The organism is Streptomyces sp. NPDC002104 (assembly GCF_053593795.1).
In genome coordinates this window covers 13,023-30,380 of record NZ_JBSFDF010000051.1, presented here as the reverse complement: position 1 = coordinate 30,380, position 17,358 = coordinate 13,023, and the positions used below count along the sequence as shown (strand labels likewise).

The window sequence follows — 17,358 nt, the reverse complement described above, 5'->3', positions numbered from 1 at the left end:
GGTACAAAGCCCAGGTCGGAGCATTCCGAACCTGGGCTTCTCCGCGCCCGCGCCCGCGCGCGCGTCGAGTGCCGGGGTACGCCGAGCCGGTCCGCCCAGTAAGTCCCGTACCGGTCATCGCGGATGAGGGTCTCGCCGACGTCGGGCACGACCGTCCGCATCATGCGGCGGATCTTACGGCGCGCAGACCTGCGCCCGATATCCTGTGCGACATGTCCAGCACCCCGCCCGGCCGCGGTCCTGTGCGCCCTCTCGCGGAGATCAACCGCGAGATCCGGGCGCTCGTCGCCGCGGGTGGGGCAGCCTCACCACGGTACGAGGAACTGCTCGAGGAGTGGTCCGCGGCGATCCGGGGCGAGGTCAGACCTGCTGCCTAGGAACCGGCGCCGGCCGGGGCCCGACACACTTCCGCCCCGCCGGGCGCTGTCCCCCGCAGGGGTCCGGTGGGGCGGTTTCGTGCGCTGCAGCCCGCAGCCTCCCCGCAAGTCAGAGCACTGCTCGCGGATGATGTGTCCACGCTAGACCCAGCCACTGACAGTCGACGCGAACACGGTGGACCGCCGCGGGCCGATCCTCGCCGCGGGCTGTCGAGGGTGGCGACCGCCGCGGACCTGGGGGTGCACACTTACGGCATGCCGAGACAACTTGAGAGTGACGCGGTACTGGTGATCGACGGCATCGAACGGACAGTCCATGCCCGGATCTCCATCTTCGACGACGGCGCTCGGGCGAAGACGTGGTTCGGCTCCCTCACCGCCGACGATCCCGCGCTCGAGCGGGAGCTGCTGAACGCTCGCGCGGCCATCCTGCGCATGCCGGACGGCAAGGAAGGATCCATCAGGACCAGCGATGGGCCGAGCAGGAAGCGCGGCGAGGTGGCCTTCACCGGCAGTGGCCAACCACCCACCTGACAAGCGACCCGGGGAGGACTTCCCGGGTCGCTTTTTTGCCCGCTCCGGAGGGCGTAGCCTTCCTCGGGTGACGGAGACCGTGACGTACGTGGAGATGACGGACCCGAGTCAGCTCGTTCCCAGTGCTCCGGTCCCCGGACTGGCGCTCGTCGCCGTGGGCGACGACCTGTCGCCCGTACCCGGCCTGATGGCCAGGATCGGCGCGCCGTACCAGTGGCGCAGCGCCCGCCGCAGCCCGCAGGAGTGGCAGTCCTGGTTCACCGAGCATCCGGACCGGAGGTGCTGGCTGCTGACCTTGGAGGGCGAGCCCGCCGGCATGGTCTGCTACGACCTGCACCCCGTCGCCGACGTCGAGATCAGGACCTTCGGACTCCTGCCGGAGCTGACCGGGAAGGGCCTCGGCGGCCATGCGCTGACGCTCGCGATCCGGCAGGGCTGGGCCCTGGTGCCCGGTGTGCGCCGGGTATGGCTGCACACGTCGTCGGCGGACCATCCGAACGCGCTGCCCAACTACCACCGCCGTGGGCTCCGTACCTTCAAGACCGAAGAAGGCGCGGAGGCGGGCGCCTCGGAGCCAGCCGCCTCGGATGCGGGCAGGGCCTGAGCGAGGAACGCGCCACCCCGGCCGGAACGGCTCAGTACGCCGGGCAGAGGTTGGTCTGGACGGCCGCGACGATCAGGGCGGACTTGACGGGGCCGAAGCCGTTGGGGTGGTCGGGGCCGATGAAGCGCTGGTTCGCACCGGCCACTCGCTTGGCCGGGTCCTTCTCACCCTTCATGGACTGGCACTGGTCGAGGCCGCGCGACACGGCCTTGTCGTCCTTGCCGTTGACGATCTCGGGGTCGATCGTGTTCAGCGCGGCCAGGTAGGCGGCGCGCTGCGCGGGTGCGGGGCTCGGCGGGAGGCCGCTGTCGGGGCGGGGCGCGCTGGGATCGGCGCTGGGCCTGCCGCTCGGATCGGCGCTCGGAACGGCGCTCGGGACGGTCGAGGCGGAGGGCCTGTCCGGGGCCGGCGCGTCGGAGTCGCCGCCGCACCCGCTGAGGGCGAGGAGTCCGGCGCCGGTGAGGGCGATGATCACGTGGTGTCTGCGCATCGGAACATCGTCGCCCGGCGCCGGGCCCGGCGGGGCGGCTGTGACCGGGCTGTGACGCACCGGGGGCGGCTCCGGACGGTGGCCGTCCGGGATGTCGGGCCGCCCCGCCCAGCCCCGCCCCGAGTGGAGGTGGCGGAGCTGCTGGCGGAACCACCCCGGGAAACCGCCTAGCCTGGGGGAATGACCGCCACCGCCGGGCGCGAGCCCCGTTCCGACCTGCGGGACTTCCTGCGGTCCCGCCGCGCCCGGATCGCTCCCGAGGAGGTGGGGGCCGCCGCCCACCCGGGAAGGCGGCGCGTGCCCGGGCTGCGGCGCGAGGAGGTCGCGCAGCTCGCGGGGGTCAGCGTGGACTACTACACCCGCCTGGAGCAAGGCCGTACCCGGCAGGTCTCCGCCGAGGTCCTCGACGCCGTGGCCCGCGCGCTGCGGCTCGACGCCACCGAGCGGTCCCACCTCTTCGACCTGGCCCGGCCCCAGCGGGCCACCGGGCCCGGGCGCGCCGCCGGCCCCGCGGGCGGTGCCCCGAGACCCGGGGAGGCCGCCGGCCCGCAGCGGGTCAGGGCCGGCCTGTACCGGGTCCTGGACGCCCTGGAGGACGGCACCCCGGCGATGATCATGGGGCGCCGGCTGGACGTCCTGGCCGCGAACCGGCTCGCCGAGGCCCTCTACGCCGACTTCGGCGCGACCGGGCCCCGCGCCCCCGAGCCGGGTGCGCCCGGCCGGCGCGGCCGCAATCTGGCGCGGTTCCTCTTCCGCGATCCCGCCGCCCGCGAGCGCTTCGCCGACTGGGAGGGCGCCGCGCGCGGAGCCGTCGCCGCGCTGCGGTTCTACGCGGGCCGGCACCCGTACGATCCGGATCTGGGTCCGCTCGTCGAGGAACTCAGCGCCGTCGACCGGGACTTCCGGCAATGGTGGGCCGGCCACGACGTGCTCGAACACACCCACGGCACCAAGCGCTTCCGGCACCCCCTCGTCGGCGAACTGGCCCTGGAATACGAGTCCCTGACCTTCCCCGACGACCCCGACCAGACCCTCTACCTCTACACGGCGGAGCCGGGATCCCCCTCCGACGAGGCGCTGCGCATCCTCGCCTCCCGGCCGGCCGGCGCGGTGCGCGCGGAACGCTGACGCCGCGCTTCTGGCAGACTGGGCCGGGTTATCCAGGCGGTGCAGGACAGGAAACCGGTGCGAATCCGGTGCGGTCCCGCCACTGTGACCGGACGCCCCCGCGCCTGCCGTGCGGGGTTCCGGGAGTCAGACACTGACGCACCGCCTCTTTCGGTTCGACCAGGGGACGCGGATCCCCGGGAGAGGCTCCACCATGTCTTCGTACCCCCGTGCGCTGCTGCGCGCGCTCCTGCCCGTCCCCCTCCTGATACCGCTGGCCGCGTGCGGGGGAGCGCCCGGACCTCGGGACGCGGACGCGAACACCGGTGCGGGCGCCGCGTCCGGCTTCCCGTACTCGGTCACCAACTGCGGTGTCACCAGCACCTATCAGGCGCCCCCGAAGCGTGCGGTCGCGATGAACCAGCACGCCACCGAGATCCTGCTGGCCCTCGGGCTGGAGGGCAGGACGGTCGGGACGGCCTACCTGGACGACGCCGTCCTGCCCGCCTACCGCCCCGCGTACGACAAGATCAAGGTGCTGGCGAAGGAGTACCCCTCCAAGGAGGTGCTCCTCGGCGCCAATCCCGATTTCGTGTACGGGGGTTACTCCAGTGCCTTCGACAAGGCGCAGGGCCGCGACCGCGAGGGGCTCGCGAAGTCCGGCATCAACTCCCGCCTCAGCGTGGAGTACTGCACCGAGGGCAAGGTCGGCCTCGACCAGCTCAGGACCGAAATCACCGAGGTGGCACGGACCTTCGGCGTGCCCGAACGCGGCGAGAAGCTCATCGCGGACGAACAGCGCCGCATCGACGCCGTCAGCGCACGCGTGAAGGACGAGGCCAGGCCCGCCGTCTTCGTCTACGACTCGGGCGAGGCCTCCGCCTTCACCTCCGGCGGCAACGGCATCGGCAACGAGATCGTCTCGCTGGCGGGCGGCACCAACGTGTTCGCCGACCTCAAGGACACCTTCGGCGACGTGTCGTGGGAGAAGGTCATCGAGCGGGGGCCCGAGGTCGTCCTCATCTACGACTACGGCGGCACCACCGTCGAGGCCAAGAAGCAGCGCCTGCTGAACGACCCGGCGCTGGCACAGGTCCCCGCGATCAAGAACCGGCGGTTCGTCGTGCTGCCGCTGTCCTCCGCCGTGCTCGGCGTCCGCGTCGCCGACGCCGTCGAATCGCTCGGCGGCCAGCTCCACCCCGACGCCGCGTGAGGTCCCGGGCCGCCCGCGCGTTCATCCGTACCCCGGTCGTACTGGCCCTGCTCGCCGCCGCCCTGGCCGCGTCGGCCCTGGCGGGGCTGGCCCTGGGGCCGGTACGGATCCCTCCCGGCCAGGTCCTCGACATCGTGCTCGCGGGACCGGGGCGCCGGGCCGGAACAGGCGCCTTCGGGGCGATCGTGTGGGACGTCCGCATGCCGCGCGTCCTGCTCGGGGCCGTCGTCGGCGCGGGCCTCGCCGTCGCGGGAACCGTGCTCCAGGCCCTCGTGCGCAATCCGCTCGCCGACCCGTTCCTGCTCGGAGCCTCCTCCGGGGCCTCGGCCGGGGCGGTGCTGGTGATCGTCTTCGGCGCCGGATTCCTCGGCTTCGCGGGCGGGACCGCCGTACCACTGGCAGCGTTCGCCGGGTCGATGGGCGCACTCGTCGCCGTCTACGCGATGGCCCGGCGCGGCGGCACCATGACCACCGGCCGGCTGATCCTCGCCGGAGTCGCCGTCCAGTACGTGCTCTCCGCCCTGACCAGCCTCGTCCTGGTGCTGGCCGCGCATCCCGATCAGATCCGCAGCGTGCTGTTCTGGACCCTCGGCGGGCTCGGCGGAGCCCGCTGGAGCGAACTGGCCCTGCCCGCCGGGGCCCTGCTCCTGGGCACCGGACTGCTCGTCGCCCTGGCCCGGCCGCTCGACCTGCTGCTCGCGGGGGAGGAGGGCGCCCGGACGCTCGGCCTGGACACGGGCCGGTTCCGGGCCGCCGTGTTCGTCCTCACCTCGCTCGTCATCGGCGTACTGGTGGCCTACAGCGGGGCGATCGGCTTCGTGGGGCTGATGGTCCCGCACGCCGCCCGGATGGCCGTCGGCGCCGGGCACCGGGCGCTGCTGCCCGTGGCCGCGCTGGGCGGGGCGGTGTTCCTGACCCTGGCCGACCTGATCGCCCGGATCGCCGCCGCGCCGGAGGAGATCCCGGTGGGCGTGGTCACGGCGCTCGTCGGAGGGCCGTTCTTCCTGTGGATGCTGCGCAGGTCCACCCGTACCGAAGGAGTCGTGGGATGAGGGCGGGACGGCCGGCGGAACCGGTGGCAGGCCTGGCGGCGAAGACAGCGGACGTGGACGCGGATGCGGAGGCGTCGGAACTCGCCGTCGAGGCCGTGCGGTACGAGATCGACGGGAAGCCGCTGCTGCACGGGATCGACCTCACCGCCCGCCCCGGCGAGACGGTCGGAGTGGTCGGACCCAACGGCAGCGGCAAGACGACCCTGCTGCGCTGCGTCTACGGCACCCTGCGCCCGACCGCCGGCCGCGTCCTGCTGGACGGCGTGGACGCGGCCTCGATGGGCGTCAAGGACCGTGCCCGGCGGGTGGCGGTGGTGCCCCAGGACGCGGCCGGCACCTTCGGGCTGACCGTGCGCGAGGTGGTGGCCATGGGGCGCAGCCCGCACAAGCGGTTCTGGGAGCGGGACGGACCCGACGACGTACGCCGCGTGGCGCGGGCCCTGGAGACCGTCGGCGCGGCGGCCCTCGCGGGCCGCCGCTTCGACGGGCTCTCGGGCGGCGAACGCCAGCGCGCCCTGGTGGCCCGCGCCCTCGTCCAGGACCCCGGGCTGCTCGCCCTGGACGAACCGACCAACCACCTGGACATCCGCTACCAACTGGAGGTTCTCGGCCTGGTCCGCGCCCTGCCGGCGACCGCCCTGCTCGTCCTGCACGACCTCAACCTGGCGGCGATGTACTGCGACCGCCTGTACGTCCTGGCGGACGGCCGCGTGGCCGCCTCGGGCACTCCGGCGGAGGTGCTGACGGAGTCCCTGCTGGCCGAGGTCTACGGGGTGCGCACCCGCGTCGGAACCCACCCGACGACGGGCACGCCGAGCATCGTCCACCTTCCGCGGGACGGGGGGCGGCCTACTCCTTGAAGCCGCCGTACGGGACCGTGATCAGTTCCATGCCGTGGCCGGAGGGGTCCTGGAAGTAGACCCCGCGGCCGCCGTCGTTGTGGTTGATCTCGCCGGGGCGCTGCCCGTGCGGGTCCGCGAAGTAGGTGATCCTCGCCCGCTTGATCTTCTCGAAGGCCTCGTCGAACTCGGCCTCGGAGACGAGGAACGCGTAGTGCTGCGGGGTGAGGGACTCGGCGGGGATGTTCGCGAAGTCCAGGGTGACGCCGTTGGCGGTCTCGACGGGGATGAAGGGGCCCCAGGGGGCTCCGACCTCCAGGCCGAGGAAGTAGGCCAGGAATTCGGCCGACTCCCGGTGGTCACGGGAGTGGATGATCGTGTGGTTGAGCTGAACCGTCATGAGTGGATGCCTCCGAAAGGCACATCTCGGCACCTCCATGCCTCACCCAGCCGGTGACCGACACGCGATGCCGCGACATGATCCTAAACAACCCCTACGGGACGGGTCCAGAGGGTTTGGGGGCCGGGGCGCTCGGCCGCCGTGGCGGGCCTCACGCGCCCGGGCCCCCGTACACCGCCTTGACGTTGTCCCGCGCCGGATGCGTCCGCCCCGCCGGGCCCGCCGCGAACACGCGCAGGAGGTTCTCCGTCACCCGGGTCGTCAGGGCGCCCGAGCGCGCGTCCAGGCCGTGATTGGCTCCGCCGCGCCCGTCGCCCTTCGCGTCGAGGGCCTCCACCCAGCGCATCGTCCCCGTCGCGAACACGCCGGCGCCGCCCGGGGTCGTGTAGTACGCCGTGTCCTGGTGGCTGGGCCGGCCCTCGCAGACCACGGGGGAGTGGGCCAGGATCTCGATCGGGCGCGGGGTCGGGAAACCGGTGGCGACCTTGTCGTACTCCACGCCGACCAGGTGCGGGAAGCTGTCGCCGGCCTTGGCGCCGGTGCCCTCGAAGAGCCAGTGGCCCGGGTTGGTCACCACGTACGGGGCGTCCACCGGATAGCCGTCGTAGATCACGCCGAGCAGCGAGCTCTCCGGGTCGGCGCCCGGCGCGGAACGGAAGTCGACGGTGGCGGGGTGGCCCCGCTTGAACCCGGGATCCTGGGCGTAGGAGGACTTGTAGCAGACCACCGTACGGTCCGGTCCGAGCTCGGAGGCCTCCAGCCGGATCCGGCGGTAGCAGCAGTTCGCGCCCAGGATCGCGACGTTGGTGCCCGCGTCCCGGGCCGCCGTGACATGGGCGCGCTGCTCGGGTGACCAGTACTCGTCGTGGCCGAGGGACAGGATCGCCGAAGCGCCCTCCAGCAGGCGCTTCTCCCGGGCCACGTCGGTGGTCGTCGTGTACGCCAGGGGGATGCCGAGCCGTTCGGCGAGCGCGAGCAGCGGAGCCTCGTACACGAGGAAGAGACCCGCGCCGTCGTCGTACGCGTAGGGCCGGTCGAAGGTCACGGCGAGCGAGCGCGAGGCGTATCCGCCGCTGGGGCCGTCGTAACTGCCGTAACCGCCCCAGCGGTTGTATGCCTGCCAGGTCGCCACCGCGTTGACCACGACGGTACGCCCGGCCGTGGCGGCGGACCGCACGGTGACGGGGACGAAGCGCTGGCCCTCGCCGCCCTGCGCGTCGAGGCGCAGCAGGTAGCAGCCCACGGGCCAGTCCTTGGTCTCGACGGTGGTGCTACGGGCCCACCGGGTGCGGACCGTACGCGTCGGGGCGTCCACCGTGTGGCCGGGCTGGCGCACCCCGGGCAGGGCCTCGGAGCGCCAGACCAGGCGGGCGCGGGCGCCGCCGTACCAGCCCATGCGGTACGCGGAGACGGTGAACCGGGGCGCGGTGGTGGAGACGTACAGGCCGAAGGACTCGCCGGGCAGCACGCTGACCCGGTCGGCGAAGCCCTCGACGGCGCGCGCCGGGCCGGCCTTGGAGACCCGCCAGTCGGCGTTCCCCGGGCGGGCGTTCTCGGCGCGGACGTCGAAGCCGTGCGGCCCGTCCTGCCGTCCCGGGGGACCGGACGGCTCCGGGCTCGCGCCGGGCCCCGCCCCGTCCGGCCGGCCCGCCCCGCCGGGCTTCCCCGTGTCCCCGGTCGCGCAGCCGGCCACGGCCCCGAGCCCGGCGGCGGTGGCCGCGGCCCCCGTCGCGAGGGCCAGGAACCGCCGCCTGCCCGCGCCGTTGCCGTCCCCATACTGGTCCGCGTCCCGGTCCGTGTCCCGGTCCGTGTCCCGGACCGTGTCCCGGTCCGCGTCCCCGTGCCGGTCCCCGGATATGTGCTCCTGATCCATGAGGGTCACGCTATGTCAGCTCATGGGCGCCGCTTTTACCGCCCCGTGGGCCGACCTCACCCCAGCCTCACCTTCACCACCTGGCTCGCCCCCTCCAGGGCCGCGAGGCTGCCGAAGCCGAGCTGGAGCCCGGCCCCGGTGCTCGCCGAGACCACGCTCGCCGGCTGGGACAGCACCTGGGTGACGGGCCGGTTCCACACCAGGGTCAGTCCCGGCAGGGTGCGGGTCGGGTCCGCCACGCAGACCGTGGCCGTGCCGTCGCCGTGTTCCCGCACCGTGACCGAACAGGGCGCGCTCGCCCGCAGGGTGCCGATCGTCGCGGGCTGCCAGAAGTTCACCCCGGTGAAGCCGAGCGAGCCCACCGCGACCCCTTGGGCGGTCGGGCTGTTGGCCAGCACCGTGAGCCAGCCGGTGGCGGCGGACCGGGCCGAGGTCTGCGCCGCCGAGGCACCCGGCATCAGCTGGTAGACGTAGCTGCCGGCGGCCGGGTTCGTCCCGTGGTCGTACCAGAGGGTCAGATAGCGCCGGGTGAGGGCCGTCGTGGAAGCGCTCCGGTTGATGTCGCTCCACCGGCCGGTGCGGGCCTCGCGCAGCGCCCGGAACGTGCCCGGACCCGGCATCACATAGCCGCCGAAGCCCGCGAGATGCGCCCAGCCGGGCCCGGGGAAGGACGCGGTCCAGCCCAGGGTGGCCGGCTGGACCGTGCCGCTCACGGTCAGGGCGTGGGTGCCCGCCGGGCCCAGGTTCCGGTTGTCGATGACCGTGTCGACCGCTGCCCCGTCCGTGGAGCTGATCCCGGCCCCCAGGCAGACCACCGTGTCGTCGAGGAAGAACCAGGATTTGCGGGCCGTGAGCGTGCTGCCCAGCCCCTTCAGATGCTGGCCCACCGACGCGAACTCCCCGTCGGTGGTGCCGCCCACCCAGGTGGCGTCGGGCCGGGAGGCCCCCCAGTCGCCTCCGGCACCGTCGGCCAGCGCCTTGCGGGAGACGGTGGTTCCGGGCAGCCGGTAGGGATCGACCGTGGGCCAGAACGCGTCCGAGTACTGGCCGTTCCCGGAAGCCGAGCCCCACCAGGAGAGCATGCCGCTGCCCGTGTGCCAGCCGCGCAGGTTCTCCCCGTTGCCCGTCTCGTAGTGCGTGATCCGCTTCGAGGCCATGGACAGGGAGGCCGCCCACGCCGGCCTGCGGTGCGTGGCCCGGTCCATCGAGGGGAACAGCCGGTGCGCCACCGGCTCGGGCGCCGCCGTGACCGTGGCGTCCGCCGACACCTCCGCGAGGCGGGCCAGCCCCGACAGGCCCTGGGTGACGTCCGACAGCGGGGGGCTGTAGTAGTCCCGCGCCGTCCAGCCCTTCACCAGCGCCCGCCAGCGCGTCCGTTCGGCGGTGGACGCGCCCTCGGCGAGGAGCAGGATCGCGGCGAGGACCGAGTGCCCGCGGGTGTGGTCGTCGAGCTGCGCCTGGAGGGGATCGGCCAGTTGGACCCCCCGGCTGGGTGCCCGACCCGATACGGCGTCCATCATCAGCCCGTTGTAGAGGAACGGCGCCCACGCGTGCTCCACCGCGTCGAAGACGATCTGCGCGCCGGGGTCCGTCACCTCCCAGGCCGTCCCCTTCAGCAGGCCGAACAGCATGCCCAGCCCGCCGAGCATGACCGAGCCGTACGAGCCGGTGTACGCGACGTAGGTGTGCTGGATGAAGGAGCCGTCCCGGTAGAGCCCGTCGCCGGAGGTGACGTACGGGAACACCGGGGTGAGCGCGTCCCGGGCCAGGGCGATCTTCGCGTCGTCGCCGCCGGCCACACCGCGCAGCGCGAGCACCCGGCACAGGTCCACCCGGTTCGCTCCCGTGCTGGTCCCCGTGTACGAGCCGACCGAGGAATCCGGTACGAAGTGGTCCACGGCGGCGCAGTAGGCGCCGAGCCGGTCCGCGGACAGCTGGTCGTACATCAGGACCACGGTGTCGAGCAGGGCCTGGGGGGCGCCGATCTGCCAGCACCACCAGTTCCCGTACCGCGTCTGGCCGGAGTTGTAGACCTGGGCGTGGAGATGGTCCAGGCCGGTCAGCACGGCCGTACGCAGCGCGGCGTCGCCCGTGAGCCCCGTCCCCGGTCTGACGTAGGCCTCCGCCATGGTGCGCAGCCGGTAGTAGCTCTGGGCCATCCACTCGGGGTCGGTGGTGAAGACCTGGTCGGGCCAGAGCGAACCGGTCGCCGGGGCCATCGAGGAGCGCCATTGCCCGGCCTGCGTGCCCAGCGCGGCCAGCCGGGTGCGGAAGGGCTCCGCGGTGGGGGAGGACACGGTCCCCAGGAGGAGTCCCTGCCAGACCGCGCGCATGGCGGCGTGCACCGAGGTCACCGTCCCGGCGGTGGCCGGGAAGGCGGGGCTGCCGAGCAGCACCACGCTGCCGCCGACCGCCGACAGGAAGGCACGGCGGCTCCACACATCTGTCATCACAGTCTCCTTTGACTGAAACGCTGACTCGCCTCGAACGCTCTGGCCCCCCGTGCACTTCGTGTACTTCGGCTCCTGCACCCCCTTCACCCCGTGCACCTCACGCGACGTGCTCGCGGTAGCGGTCGATCACCTCCCGCAGGACCTCGGCGCCGTCGCGTGCCCACAGCCCGGGATGGAAGATCTCCACCTCCACCGGCCCGAGGTATCCCGCGGAGTCGGTCAGCTCCCGGAAGGCCCTCAGGTCGATCGAGCCCTCGCCCAGCTGTCCGCGCCCCAGCAGCACGCCCTCGGGGAGCGGCGTCACCCAGTCGGCCACCTGGACGGACACGATCCGCCCGGCCTCTCCGGCCCGCCGTACCTCGGCGGGCAGCCGTTCGTCCCACCACAGGTGGTAGGAGTCGGCGACCACGCCCACCCGGGACGCCGGGAACTCCTCGGCGATGTCCAGGGCCTGGCCGAGGGTGGAGACCACGCAGCGGTCCGCCGCGTACATCGGGTGCAGCGGCTCGATCCCCAGACGCACCCCGTGCCCGGCGGCGTACGGGACCAGGTCGCCCAGGATGTCGACGATCCGCCGCCGGGCCCCCGCCAGGTCCCGGTCGCCTTCGGGCAGGCCGCCCGAGACCAGGACCAGGGTGTCGGCGCCCAGTTCGGCGGCTTCCTCCACGGCCCGCCGGTTGTCTTCGAGGGCAGCCGCCCGCCCGACCGGATCGGCGGCGGTGAAGAAACCGCCCCGGCACAGCGAGCTGACCCGCAGCCCGGCCCCCGCGACCAGCTTCGCGCTCTCCCGCACCCCGAACCGCCGGACGGGATCGCGCCACAGCCCGACCGCGCCGACCCCGGCCGCGGTGCACCCGTCCACCAGTTCGGGAAGGGACCACTGGCGGATCGTCTCCTGGTTCAGGCTGAACCGGGCGGGCGCCGGTGCCGGGCTCACGAGGCCACCCCGTGCAGTGCCAGCAGCTGTCGCATCCGGGCCTCGGCGAGCTCCGGGTCCGGGAACAGGCCGAGCCCGTCGGCCAGCTCGTAGGCGGTGGCCAGATGGGGGAGCGAACGGGCCGAGTGCAGCCCGCCCACCATCGCGAAGTGCTCCTGGTGTCCCGCGAGCCAGGCCAGGAACACGACGCCCGTCTTGTAGTAGCGGGTGGGCGCAGCGAACAGGTGCCGGGACAGCGCCACCGTCGGATCCAGCAGCTCCCGGAAACCGGCCGTGTCGTCCCGGTCGAGGGCGAGCGCCGCCCGCGCCGCGATCGGGGCGATCGGGTCGAAGATCCCCAGCAGGGCGTCGCTGGCCAGCTCGCCGTCCCCGGCGATCAGCTCCGGGTAGTGGTAGTCGTCGCCCGTGTAGCAGCGCACGCCCGCGGGCAGCCGCCGCCGGATGTCCACCTCGCGCCCCGCGTCGAGCAGCGAGACCTTGATGCCGTCGACCTTCTCCGGAGACTCCGAAACGATCTTCAGGAAGACGTCCGTGGCCCCGTCCAGGTCCGCGTGCCCCCAGTACCCCTCCAACGCGGGGTCGAACATCGGCCCCAGCCAGTGCAGCACCACCGGCCCCGAACTCTGCCGCAGCAGAAGCCCGTACACCTCCAGGTAGTCCTCCGGACCGCGCGCCGCCGCGGCCAGGGCGCGGGAGGCCATCAGTACGGCCGTCGCTCCGCACTCCTCCACGTGCGCCAGCTGCTCCTCGTACGCCGCGGTGACGGCGGTCAGGGAGTGCGCGGTGTCCGGAGCCAGCTGGTCGGTGCCCGCCCCGCAGACGATCCGGCCGCCCACCGACCGGGCTTCGGCGGCCGAACGCCGGATCAGCTCCGCCGCCGCGGGCCAGTCCAGGCCCATTCCGCGCTGCGCGGTGTCCATGGCTTCGGCAACCCCGAGGCCCTGCGCCCACAGCGTGCGCCGGAAGGCCAGCGTGGACTCCCAGTCGATCACCGGCCCGGATTCGGCCAAGGCGGCGAGGGGGTCGGCCACCACGTGCGCGGCCGAGTAGAAGGTACGGCTGCTCGCCGGGCCGCAGCGGATCGGCGCCAGGGAAGCGCCGGCCGGCGTGTGGACGCGCAGCTCGCCGTCCGCCGAGGGGAGCCGGATGCTCACAGCGCCACCTCCGGGACCACGAGCCGCCGGCCCTCCGCCGAGGAGCGCAGTCCGAGGTCGGCGAGCTGTACCCCGCGGGCCCCGGCCAGCAGGTCCCACCGCCAGGGCTCGTCCCGTACGACATGGCGCAGGAAGAGCTCCCACTGGGCCTTGAAGCCGTTGTCGGCGGGCTCGTTGTCCGGGACCTCCTGCCACTGGTCGCGGAACCTCTCGGTCAGGGGCAGGTCCGGATTCCACACCGGTTTCGGGGTCGTCGCCCGGTGCTGGATCCGGCAGCCGCGCAGCCCGGCGACCGCCGATCCGTGCGTCCCGTCCACCTGGAACTCCACGAGCTCGTCACGGTTGACCCGCACCGCCCAGGAGGAGTTGATCTGCGCGACGGCGCCCCCCTCCAGCTCGAAGATCCCGTACGCCGCGTCGTCCGCGGTGGCCTCGTACGGTTTGCCCTCCTCGTCCCAGCGGCGGCCGATGTGGGTGCGCGTCAGCGCCTGCACCGTGCGGACCCGGCCGAACAGCTCGTGCAGCAGGTACTCCCAGTGCGGGAACATGTCGGCGACGATGCCGCCGCCGTCCTGGGAGCGGTAGTTCCAGGAGGGGCGCTGGGCGGACTGCCAGTCCCCTTCGAAGACCCAGTAGCCGAACTCCCCGCGCACGGACAGGATCTCGCCGAAGAAGCCGCAGTCGATGAGCTGCTTCAGCTTCAGCAGGCCCGGCAGGAACAGTTTGTCCTGCACCACTCCGTGCTTGACGCCGGCCGCGTCGGCCAGCCGCGCGATCTCCAGCGAGGACTCGAAGGTGAGGGCGGTGGGCTTCTCGCAGTACACGTGCTTGCCGGCCGCCACGGCCTGCCGCACGGCCGCCTCGCGGGCGCCGGTGACCTGGGCGTCGAAGTAGATCTCGACCTCGGGATCGGCCAGTACCGCGGCCAGGTCCGTGCTCACGTGCTCCAGGCCGTGCCGCTCCGCGATGGCCCGCAGGGCCTCCTCGCGGCGCCCGACCAGCACCGGCTCGGGCCACAGCACCGTGCCGTCGCCGAGATCGAGGCCGCCCTGCTCGCGCAGGGCGAGCAGGGAGCGGACCAGGTGCTGGCGATATCCCATCCGCCCGGTGACGCCGTTCATGGCGATCTTGATCGTCCTGCGCTGCACGGTGTCCCCTCCTTCGTCTTGTTGCGTGTGCGGGTGCGGAGCTGCCGAGAAAACGGATAGAAAGCGCTTTCTCCCCGATCAGGCTAGGCCCGTCCGCAGCCGTGATGCAAGACTCTTACGGGTGATAGAAAGCGCTTTCTTCATCGGCGACTATGGAGATCCACATCCCGGGTGAGACGATGACCCGGGACGGATCGGAAGGAGGGGATCATGGCGGTCACACTCGCCGAAGTGGCGGCGCACGCGGGCGTATCGCCCGCCACGGTCTCGCGCGTTCTGAACGGCGGATACCCGGTGGCGGGCGCCACCAGGACCCGCGTGGAGCGGGCGGTCGAGGACCTCGGCTACATCGCCAACGGACCCGCGCGGGCCCTCGCCGCCGCGACCTCGGACCTGATCGGCGTCCTCGTCCACGACGTCGCCGACAGCTTCTTCGGGATCCTCGCCGGATCCCTGCAGAGCGCCCTGGCCCCCGGCGGACAGGGCGGCCCGCGCCGCCTCGCCGTCGTCTGCAACACCGAGGGCGCCCCGGCCGCCGAGCTCGACTACCTCGCCCTCCTGGAGGGCCAGCGGGCCGGCGGGGTCGTCCTGACCGGCGGCGCCGTGGAGGAACCGGACCACACCCGGGCACTCGCCGCACGCCTCGCCCGCATCGCGGCCACCGGCGCCCCGGTGGTCCTGTGCGGGCGGCCCCCGCTGCCCATGCCCGCCGGACTCCCCGTCGCCACCGTCATGTTCGACGACCGGGGCGGCGCCTTCCGGCTCACCGAGCACCTGCTCACGCTCGGGCACCGGCACATCGCCTACGTGGCCGGCCCACCCGGACTGAGCACCACCCGGGAGCGCCTCGCCGGACACCAGGACGCCCTGCGCGACCACGACCCCGCCCTGCCCGCACACTGCGCCGGGCTCACCGTGCACGCCGGGTTCGAGCGCTCCGCCGGATACGACGCCACCCGCGAACTGCTCCGGCGCGCGGCGCCCTTCACCGCCGTGGCCGCCGCCAACGACACCGTCGCCACCGGCGTCGCCGCGGCCCTGCGCGAGGCCGGCCTGCGGATACCCGAGGACGTCTCCGTCGCCGGCTTCGACGACCTGCCCGTCTGCGTGGACACCGCCCCCGCCCTCACGACGGTCCGGCTGCCGCTGCGCGAAGCCGGGGTCCTCGCGGCCCAGCTCGTCACGGGCCGCAGAGCACTGCCCCCGGGTGGCATCACCACGCTCCCCGCCGAACTGACGGTGCGTGCCTCCACCGCGCCACCACCCGCCCCCGGCGCCGAAGGGGACCGCCCGTGAGGTACGCCTTCTCCACCCTCGGCCTGCCCGGCACCCCGCTGGAGCGCAGCGCCGCCCTCGCCGCCGCGCACGGCTACCAGGGCCTCGAACTGCGGGCCCATCCCGAGGAGCCCCTGCATCCCGCCAGTTCCGCCGCCGACCGCGCGGCCGGCCTGCGCACCCTGACCTCCGCGGGTGTCGCCGCCCTCGCCGTCGCCGGGTACGCCCGGGTGGCCGCGCCCGGCCCCGACGAGCCCGTCCTCACCGAGATCCGGTCCCTGGTCCGGCTCGCCGCCGACCTCGAGGCCCCCTACGTACGGGTCTTCCCCGGCGGCGGCGAACAGCCCCCGGCCGAAGCCGACGACCACGCCGTCCGCAGGCTCCGGGCGGCCGCACCGTACGCCGAGCGCCAAGGGGTGCGGATCCTGCTGGAGACCCACGACTCGCACCGCACCGCGACCGCCACGGCCCGCGTCCTCGACCGGGTCGCGCATCCGGGCGCGGGCGCGCTGTGGGACGTACTGCACACCTGGCTCGGTGGCGAGTCCCCTGCCGAGTCGAGCCGGGCCCTCGCCGGGCACCTCGGGTACGTACAGGTCAAGGACGTCGCGTCGGCGCGGGAGCTGACCCCGCTCGGGCTCGGCGCGGGCGCGCTCCCGCTCGCCGAGGCAGTGGCCCTGGCACCACGGCACGGCTGGCTCTGCTGGGAGTACGAGAAGCGCTGGTACCCCGCCGCCGACGAGCTCCCGGACCGGCTCGGCCCGGGCCGCGAGCACCTGGAACGCCTGGTCCGTGCGGCGCGTGCCCGGCAGGATCCGGAAGGGCAGGCCTAGGCCGAGTAGGTGAGCCGGGCGTGGTCGACGGGGTGCTGGAAGGCGAGGCCCCGGGCGTAGCGGTCGACTTCCTCGACGGCCGATGCCGCGAGCCTGTCCAGTTCCCCGCCCAGGGAACCGGCCACGTGCGGGGTGAGCAGCACGTTCGGCAGGTCGTACAGGGGGGAGCCGGCGGGCAGTACCTCCGGTTCCGTGTGGTCGAGTACGGCGTGCAGCCGGCCCGAGACCAGCTCCGCGGTCAGCGCCTCGGTGTCGACGAGTGAGCCGCGCGCGGTGTTCACGAGGGTGGCTCCGTCCGGCATCAGGGCCAGCCGGGAGGCGTCCAGCAGCCGGCGGGTCTGCGGCAGCTCGGGGGCGTGGAGGCTCACCACGTCGCTGCGGGACAGCAGTTCGTCGAGAGCGACGGCCTCGGCGCCGAGGGCGGCGAGCCCGGCCGGGTCGGCGTACGGATCGTGGACGAGCACCCGCAGGTCGAAGGGGCGCAGCAGCTCCAGGACGCGGCGGCCGATGAGGGAGGCGCCGACCAGGCCGACCGTACGGCGGTAGTTGCCGACGGCGGGGTAGTGGCGCAGCGGGTCGATGGGGCCGCGGGCCGCCCGGTAGGCATGCGCAAAGTCCAGTACGCGCTTGTTGGAGAAGAGGATGGCGCCGAGCGTGTACTCCGCGACCGGCAGGGCGTTCGCGGCGGCCGAGCTGGAGACGAGCAGCCCCCGGTCCCAGCAGGCCTGGGTGACATGGTGCTTGACACTGCCGGCGGCGTGCACGACCGCCCGGAGTCGCGGCATCAGCTCCAGCGCCCGCGCGTCCAGCGGAGGGCAGCCCCATCCGGTGAACAGTACCTCGGTCACGGCCAGCCGCCGGCGCAGGGCCTCCTCGGAGCAGGCCGAGCCGAAGTCGGTGAGGAGCAGTCCGGGGTCCACATCGGCGACGCGGGCCAGCTCCGGCAGGATCCGGTCGCCGAGTACGGCGGCCCGGGTCCCGGCGCTCATGGCGAGCACGGTGACCGGCCGGCGGGGCACGGAGAGAGGGGACGAGGAGGCGGAGTCGGAGGCGGGGTGGGTCACGTGAC

Annotated in this window: 17 protein-coding genes and 1 riboswitch; of the genes, 9 read left to right on the top strand and 8 right to left on the bottom strand. The window is 73.6% G+C overall.

The features are described 5' to 3' along the window. The first annotated feature begins 212 nt into the window (after window positions 1-212). From ACWCP2_RS31095 to ACWCP2_RS31085, 3 genes are all read left to right on the top strand, one after another. Window positions 213-377 carry a hypothetical protein gene (locus ACWCP2_RS31095; RefSeq protein ID WP_450911896.1) on the top strand — a complete coding sequence of 55 codons (165 nt, stop codon included), beginning with the start codon at window positions 213-215 and terminating at the stop codon, window positions 375-377. A 288-nt stretch (window positions 378-665) separates the two neighbouring features. After that, complete coding sequence (locus ACWCP2_RS31090; protein WP_450911895.1) at window positions 666-911, top strand: hypothetical protein; 246 nt, start codon at window positions 666-668, stop codon at window positions 909-911. 67 nt (window positions 912-978) lie between these two features. Further along, window positions 979-1,515 (top strand): GNAT family N-acetyltransferase, encoded by a 537-nt coding sequence (locus tag ACWCP2_RS31085; protein ID WP_450911894.1) that lies wholly within the window; start codon window positions 979-981, stop codon window positions 1,513-1,515. A 31-nt stretch (window positions 1,516-1,546) separates the two neighbouring features. Here ACWCP2_RS31085 and ACWCP2_RS31080 read toward each other — a convergent pair whose 3' ends face one another. Next, a complete protein-coding gene (locus ACWCP2_RS31080) occupies window positions 1,547-2,005 on the bottom strand; it encodes a hypothetical protein (RefSeq protein WP_450911893.1) in 459 nt (152 codons plus the stop codon). A gap of 180 nt (window positions 2,006-2,185) precedes the next feature. On the opposite strand from ACWCP2_RS31080, the gene ACWCP2_RS31075 reads away from it, so the two are divergent. The 4 genes from ACWCP2_RS31075 to ACWCP2_RS31060 all read left to right on the top strand — a co-directional run bounded on the left by ACWCP2_RS31075 (window position 2,186) and on the right by ACWCP2_RS31060 (window position 6,237). Beyond that, entirely contained in the window at window positions 2,186-3,133 is a 948-nt protein-coding gene (locus ACWCP2_RS31075) for a helix-turn-helix domain-containing protein (RefSeq protein ID WP_450911892.1), read from the top strand. Between the two features lie 47 nt (window positions 3,134-3,180). Beyond that, window positions 3,181-3,269, top strand: a riboswitch (cobalamin riboswitch). A 57-nt stretch (window positions 3,270-3,326) separates the two neighbouring features. After that, on the top strand, window positions 3,327-4,325 hold the full coding sequence (locus ACWCP2_RS31070) for an ABC transporter substrate-binding protein (protein ID WP_450911891.1): 999 nt from the start codon (window positions 3,327-3,329) through the stop codon (window positions 4,323-4,325). After that, window positions 4,322-5,377: a FecCD family ABC transporter permease gene (locus tag ACWCP2_RS31065; protein WP_450911890.1), complete on the top strand. Its 1,056-nt coding sequence runs from the start codon at window positions 4,322-4,324 to the stop codon at window positions 5,375-5,377. The genes ACWCP2_RS31070 and ACWCP2_RS31065 overlap by 4 nt, the downstream gene beginning before the upstream one ends. Next, entirely contained in the window at window positions 5,374-6,237 is an 864-nt protein-coding gene (locus ACWCP2_RS31060; protein ID WP_450911889.1) for an ABC transporter ATP-binding protein, read from the top strand. Before ACWCP2_RS31065 ends, ACWCP2_RS31060 begins: the two co-directional genes overlap by 4 nt. Here the strand turns inward: ACWCP2_RS31060 and ACWCP2_RS31055 are convergent. From ACWCP2_RS31055 to ACWCP2_RS31030, 6 genes are all read right to left on the bottom strand, one after another. Beyond that, complete coding sequence (locus ACWCP2_RS31055) at window positions 6,227-6,616, bottom strand: VOC family protein (protein ID WP_450911888.1); 390 nt, start codon at window positions 6,614-6,616, stop codon at window positions 6,227-6,229. The two genes, ACWCP2_RS31060 and ACWCP2_RS31055, sit on opposite strands and share 11 nt — an antisense overlap. 151 nt (window positions 6,617-6,767) lie before the next feature. Then, entirely contained in the window at window positions 6,768-8,489 is a 1,722-nt protein-coding gene (locus ACWCP2_RS31050) for a N,N-dimethylformamidase beta subunit family domain-containing protein (RefSeq protein WP_450911887.1), read from the bottom strand. Between the two features lie 56 nt (window positions 8,490-8,545). Next, on the bottom strand, window positions 8,546-10,939 hold the full coding sequence (locus tag ACWCP2_RS31045; protein ID WP_450911886.1) for a polysaccharide lyase 8 family protein: 2,394 nt from the start codon (window positions 10,937-10,939) through the stop codon (window positions 8,546-8,548). 100 nt (window positions 10,940-11,039) lie between these two features. Further along, complete coding sequence (locus tag ACWCP2_RS31040; RefSeq protein WP_450911885.1) at window positions 11,040-11,879, bottom strand: sugar phosphate isomerase/epimerase family protein; 840 nt, start codon at window positions 11,877-11,879, stop codon at window positions 11,040-11,042. Further along, window positions 11,876-13,033, bottom strand: a complete 1,158-nt coding sequence (locus tag ACWCP2_RS31035) for a dihydrodipicolinate synthase family protein (protein ID WP_450911884.1) — start codon at window positions 13,031-13,033, stop codon at window positions 11,876-11,878. The genes ACWCP2_RS31040 and ACWCP2_RS31035 overlap by 4 nt, the downstream gene beginning before the upstream one ends. Then, a complete protein-coding gene (locus ACWCP2_RS31030) occupies window positions 13,030-14,154 on the bottom strand; it encodes a Gfo/Idh/MocA family protein (RefSeq protein WP_450911923.1) in 1,125 nt (374 codons plus the stop codon). The genes ACWCP2_RS31035 and ACWCP2_RS31030 overlap by 4 nt, the downstream gene beginning before the upstream one ends. 237 nt (window positions 14,155-14,391) lie before the next feature. Here ACWCP2_RS31030 and ACWCP2_RS31025 point away from each other — a divergent pair, with 237 nt between their 5' ends. Together ACWCP2_RS31025 and ACWCP2_RS31020 are read left to right on the top strand one after the other, a co-directional pair. Then, window positions 14,392-15,477, top strand: coding sequence for a LacI family DNA-binding transcriptional regulator (locus ACWCP2_RS31025; protein WP_450911883.1), 1,086 nt, complete (start codon window positions 14,392-14,394; stop codon window positions 15,475-15,477). Then, window positions 15,474-16,289 (top strand): sugar phosphate isomerase/epimerase family protein, encoded by an 816-nt coding sequence (locus ACWCP2_RS31020; protein WP_450911882.1) that lies wholly within the window; start codon window positions 15,474-15,476, stop codon window positions 16,287-16,289. Before ACWCP2_RS31025 ends, ACWCP2_RS31020 begins: the two co-directional genes overlap by 4 nt. Here the strand turns inward: ACWCP2_RS31020 and ACWCP2_RS31015 are convergent. Further along, window positions 16,286-17,278, bottom strand: a complete 993-nt coding sequence (locus tag ACWCP2_RS31015) for a hydroxyacid dehydrogenase (RefSeq protein WP_450911922.1) — start codon at window positions 17,276-17,278, stop codon at window positions 16,286-16,288. The two genes, ACWCP2_RS31020 and ACWCP2_RS31015, sit on opposite strands and share 4 nt — an antisense overlap. Between the last annotated feature and the right edge of the window lie 80 nt (window positions 17,279-17,358).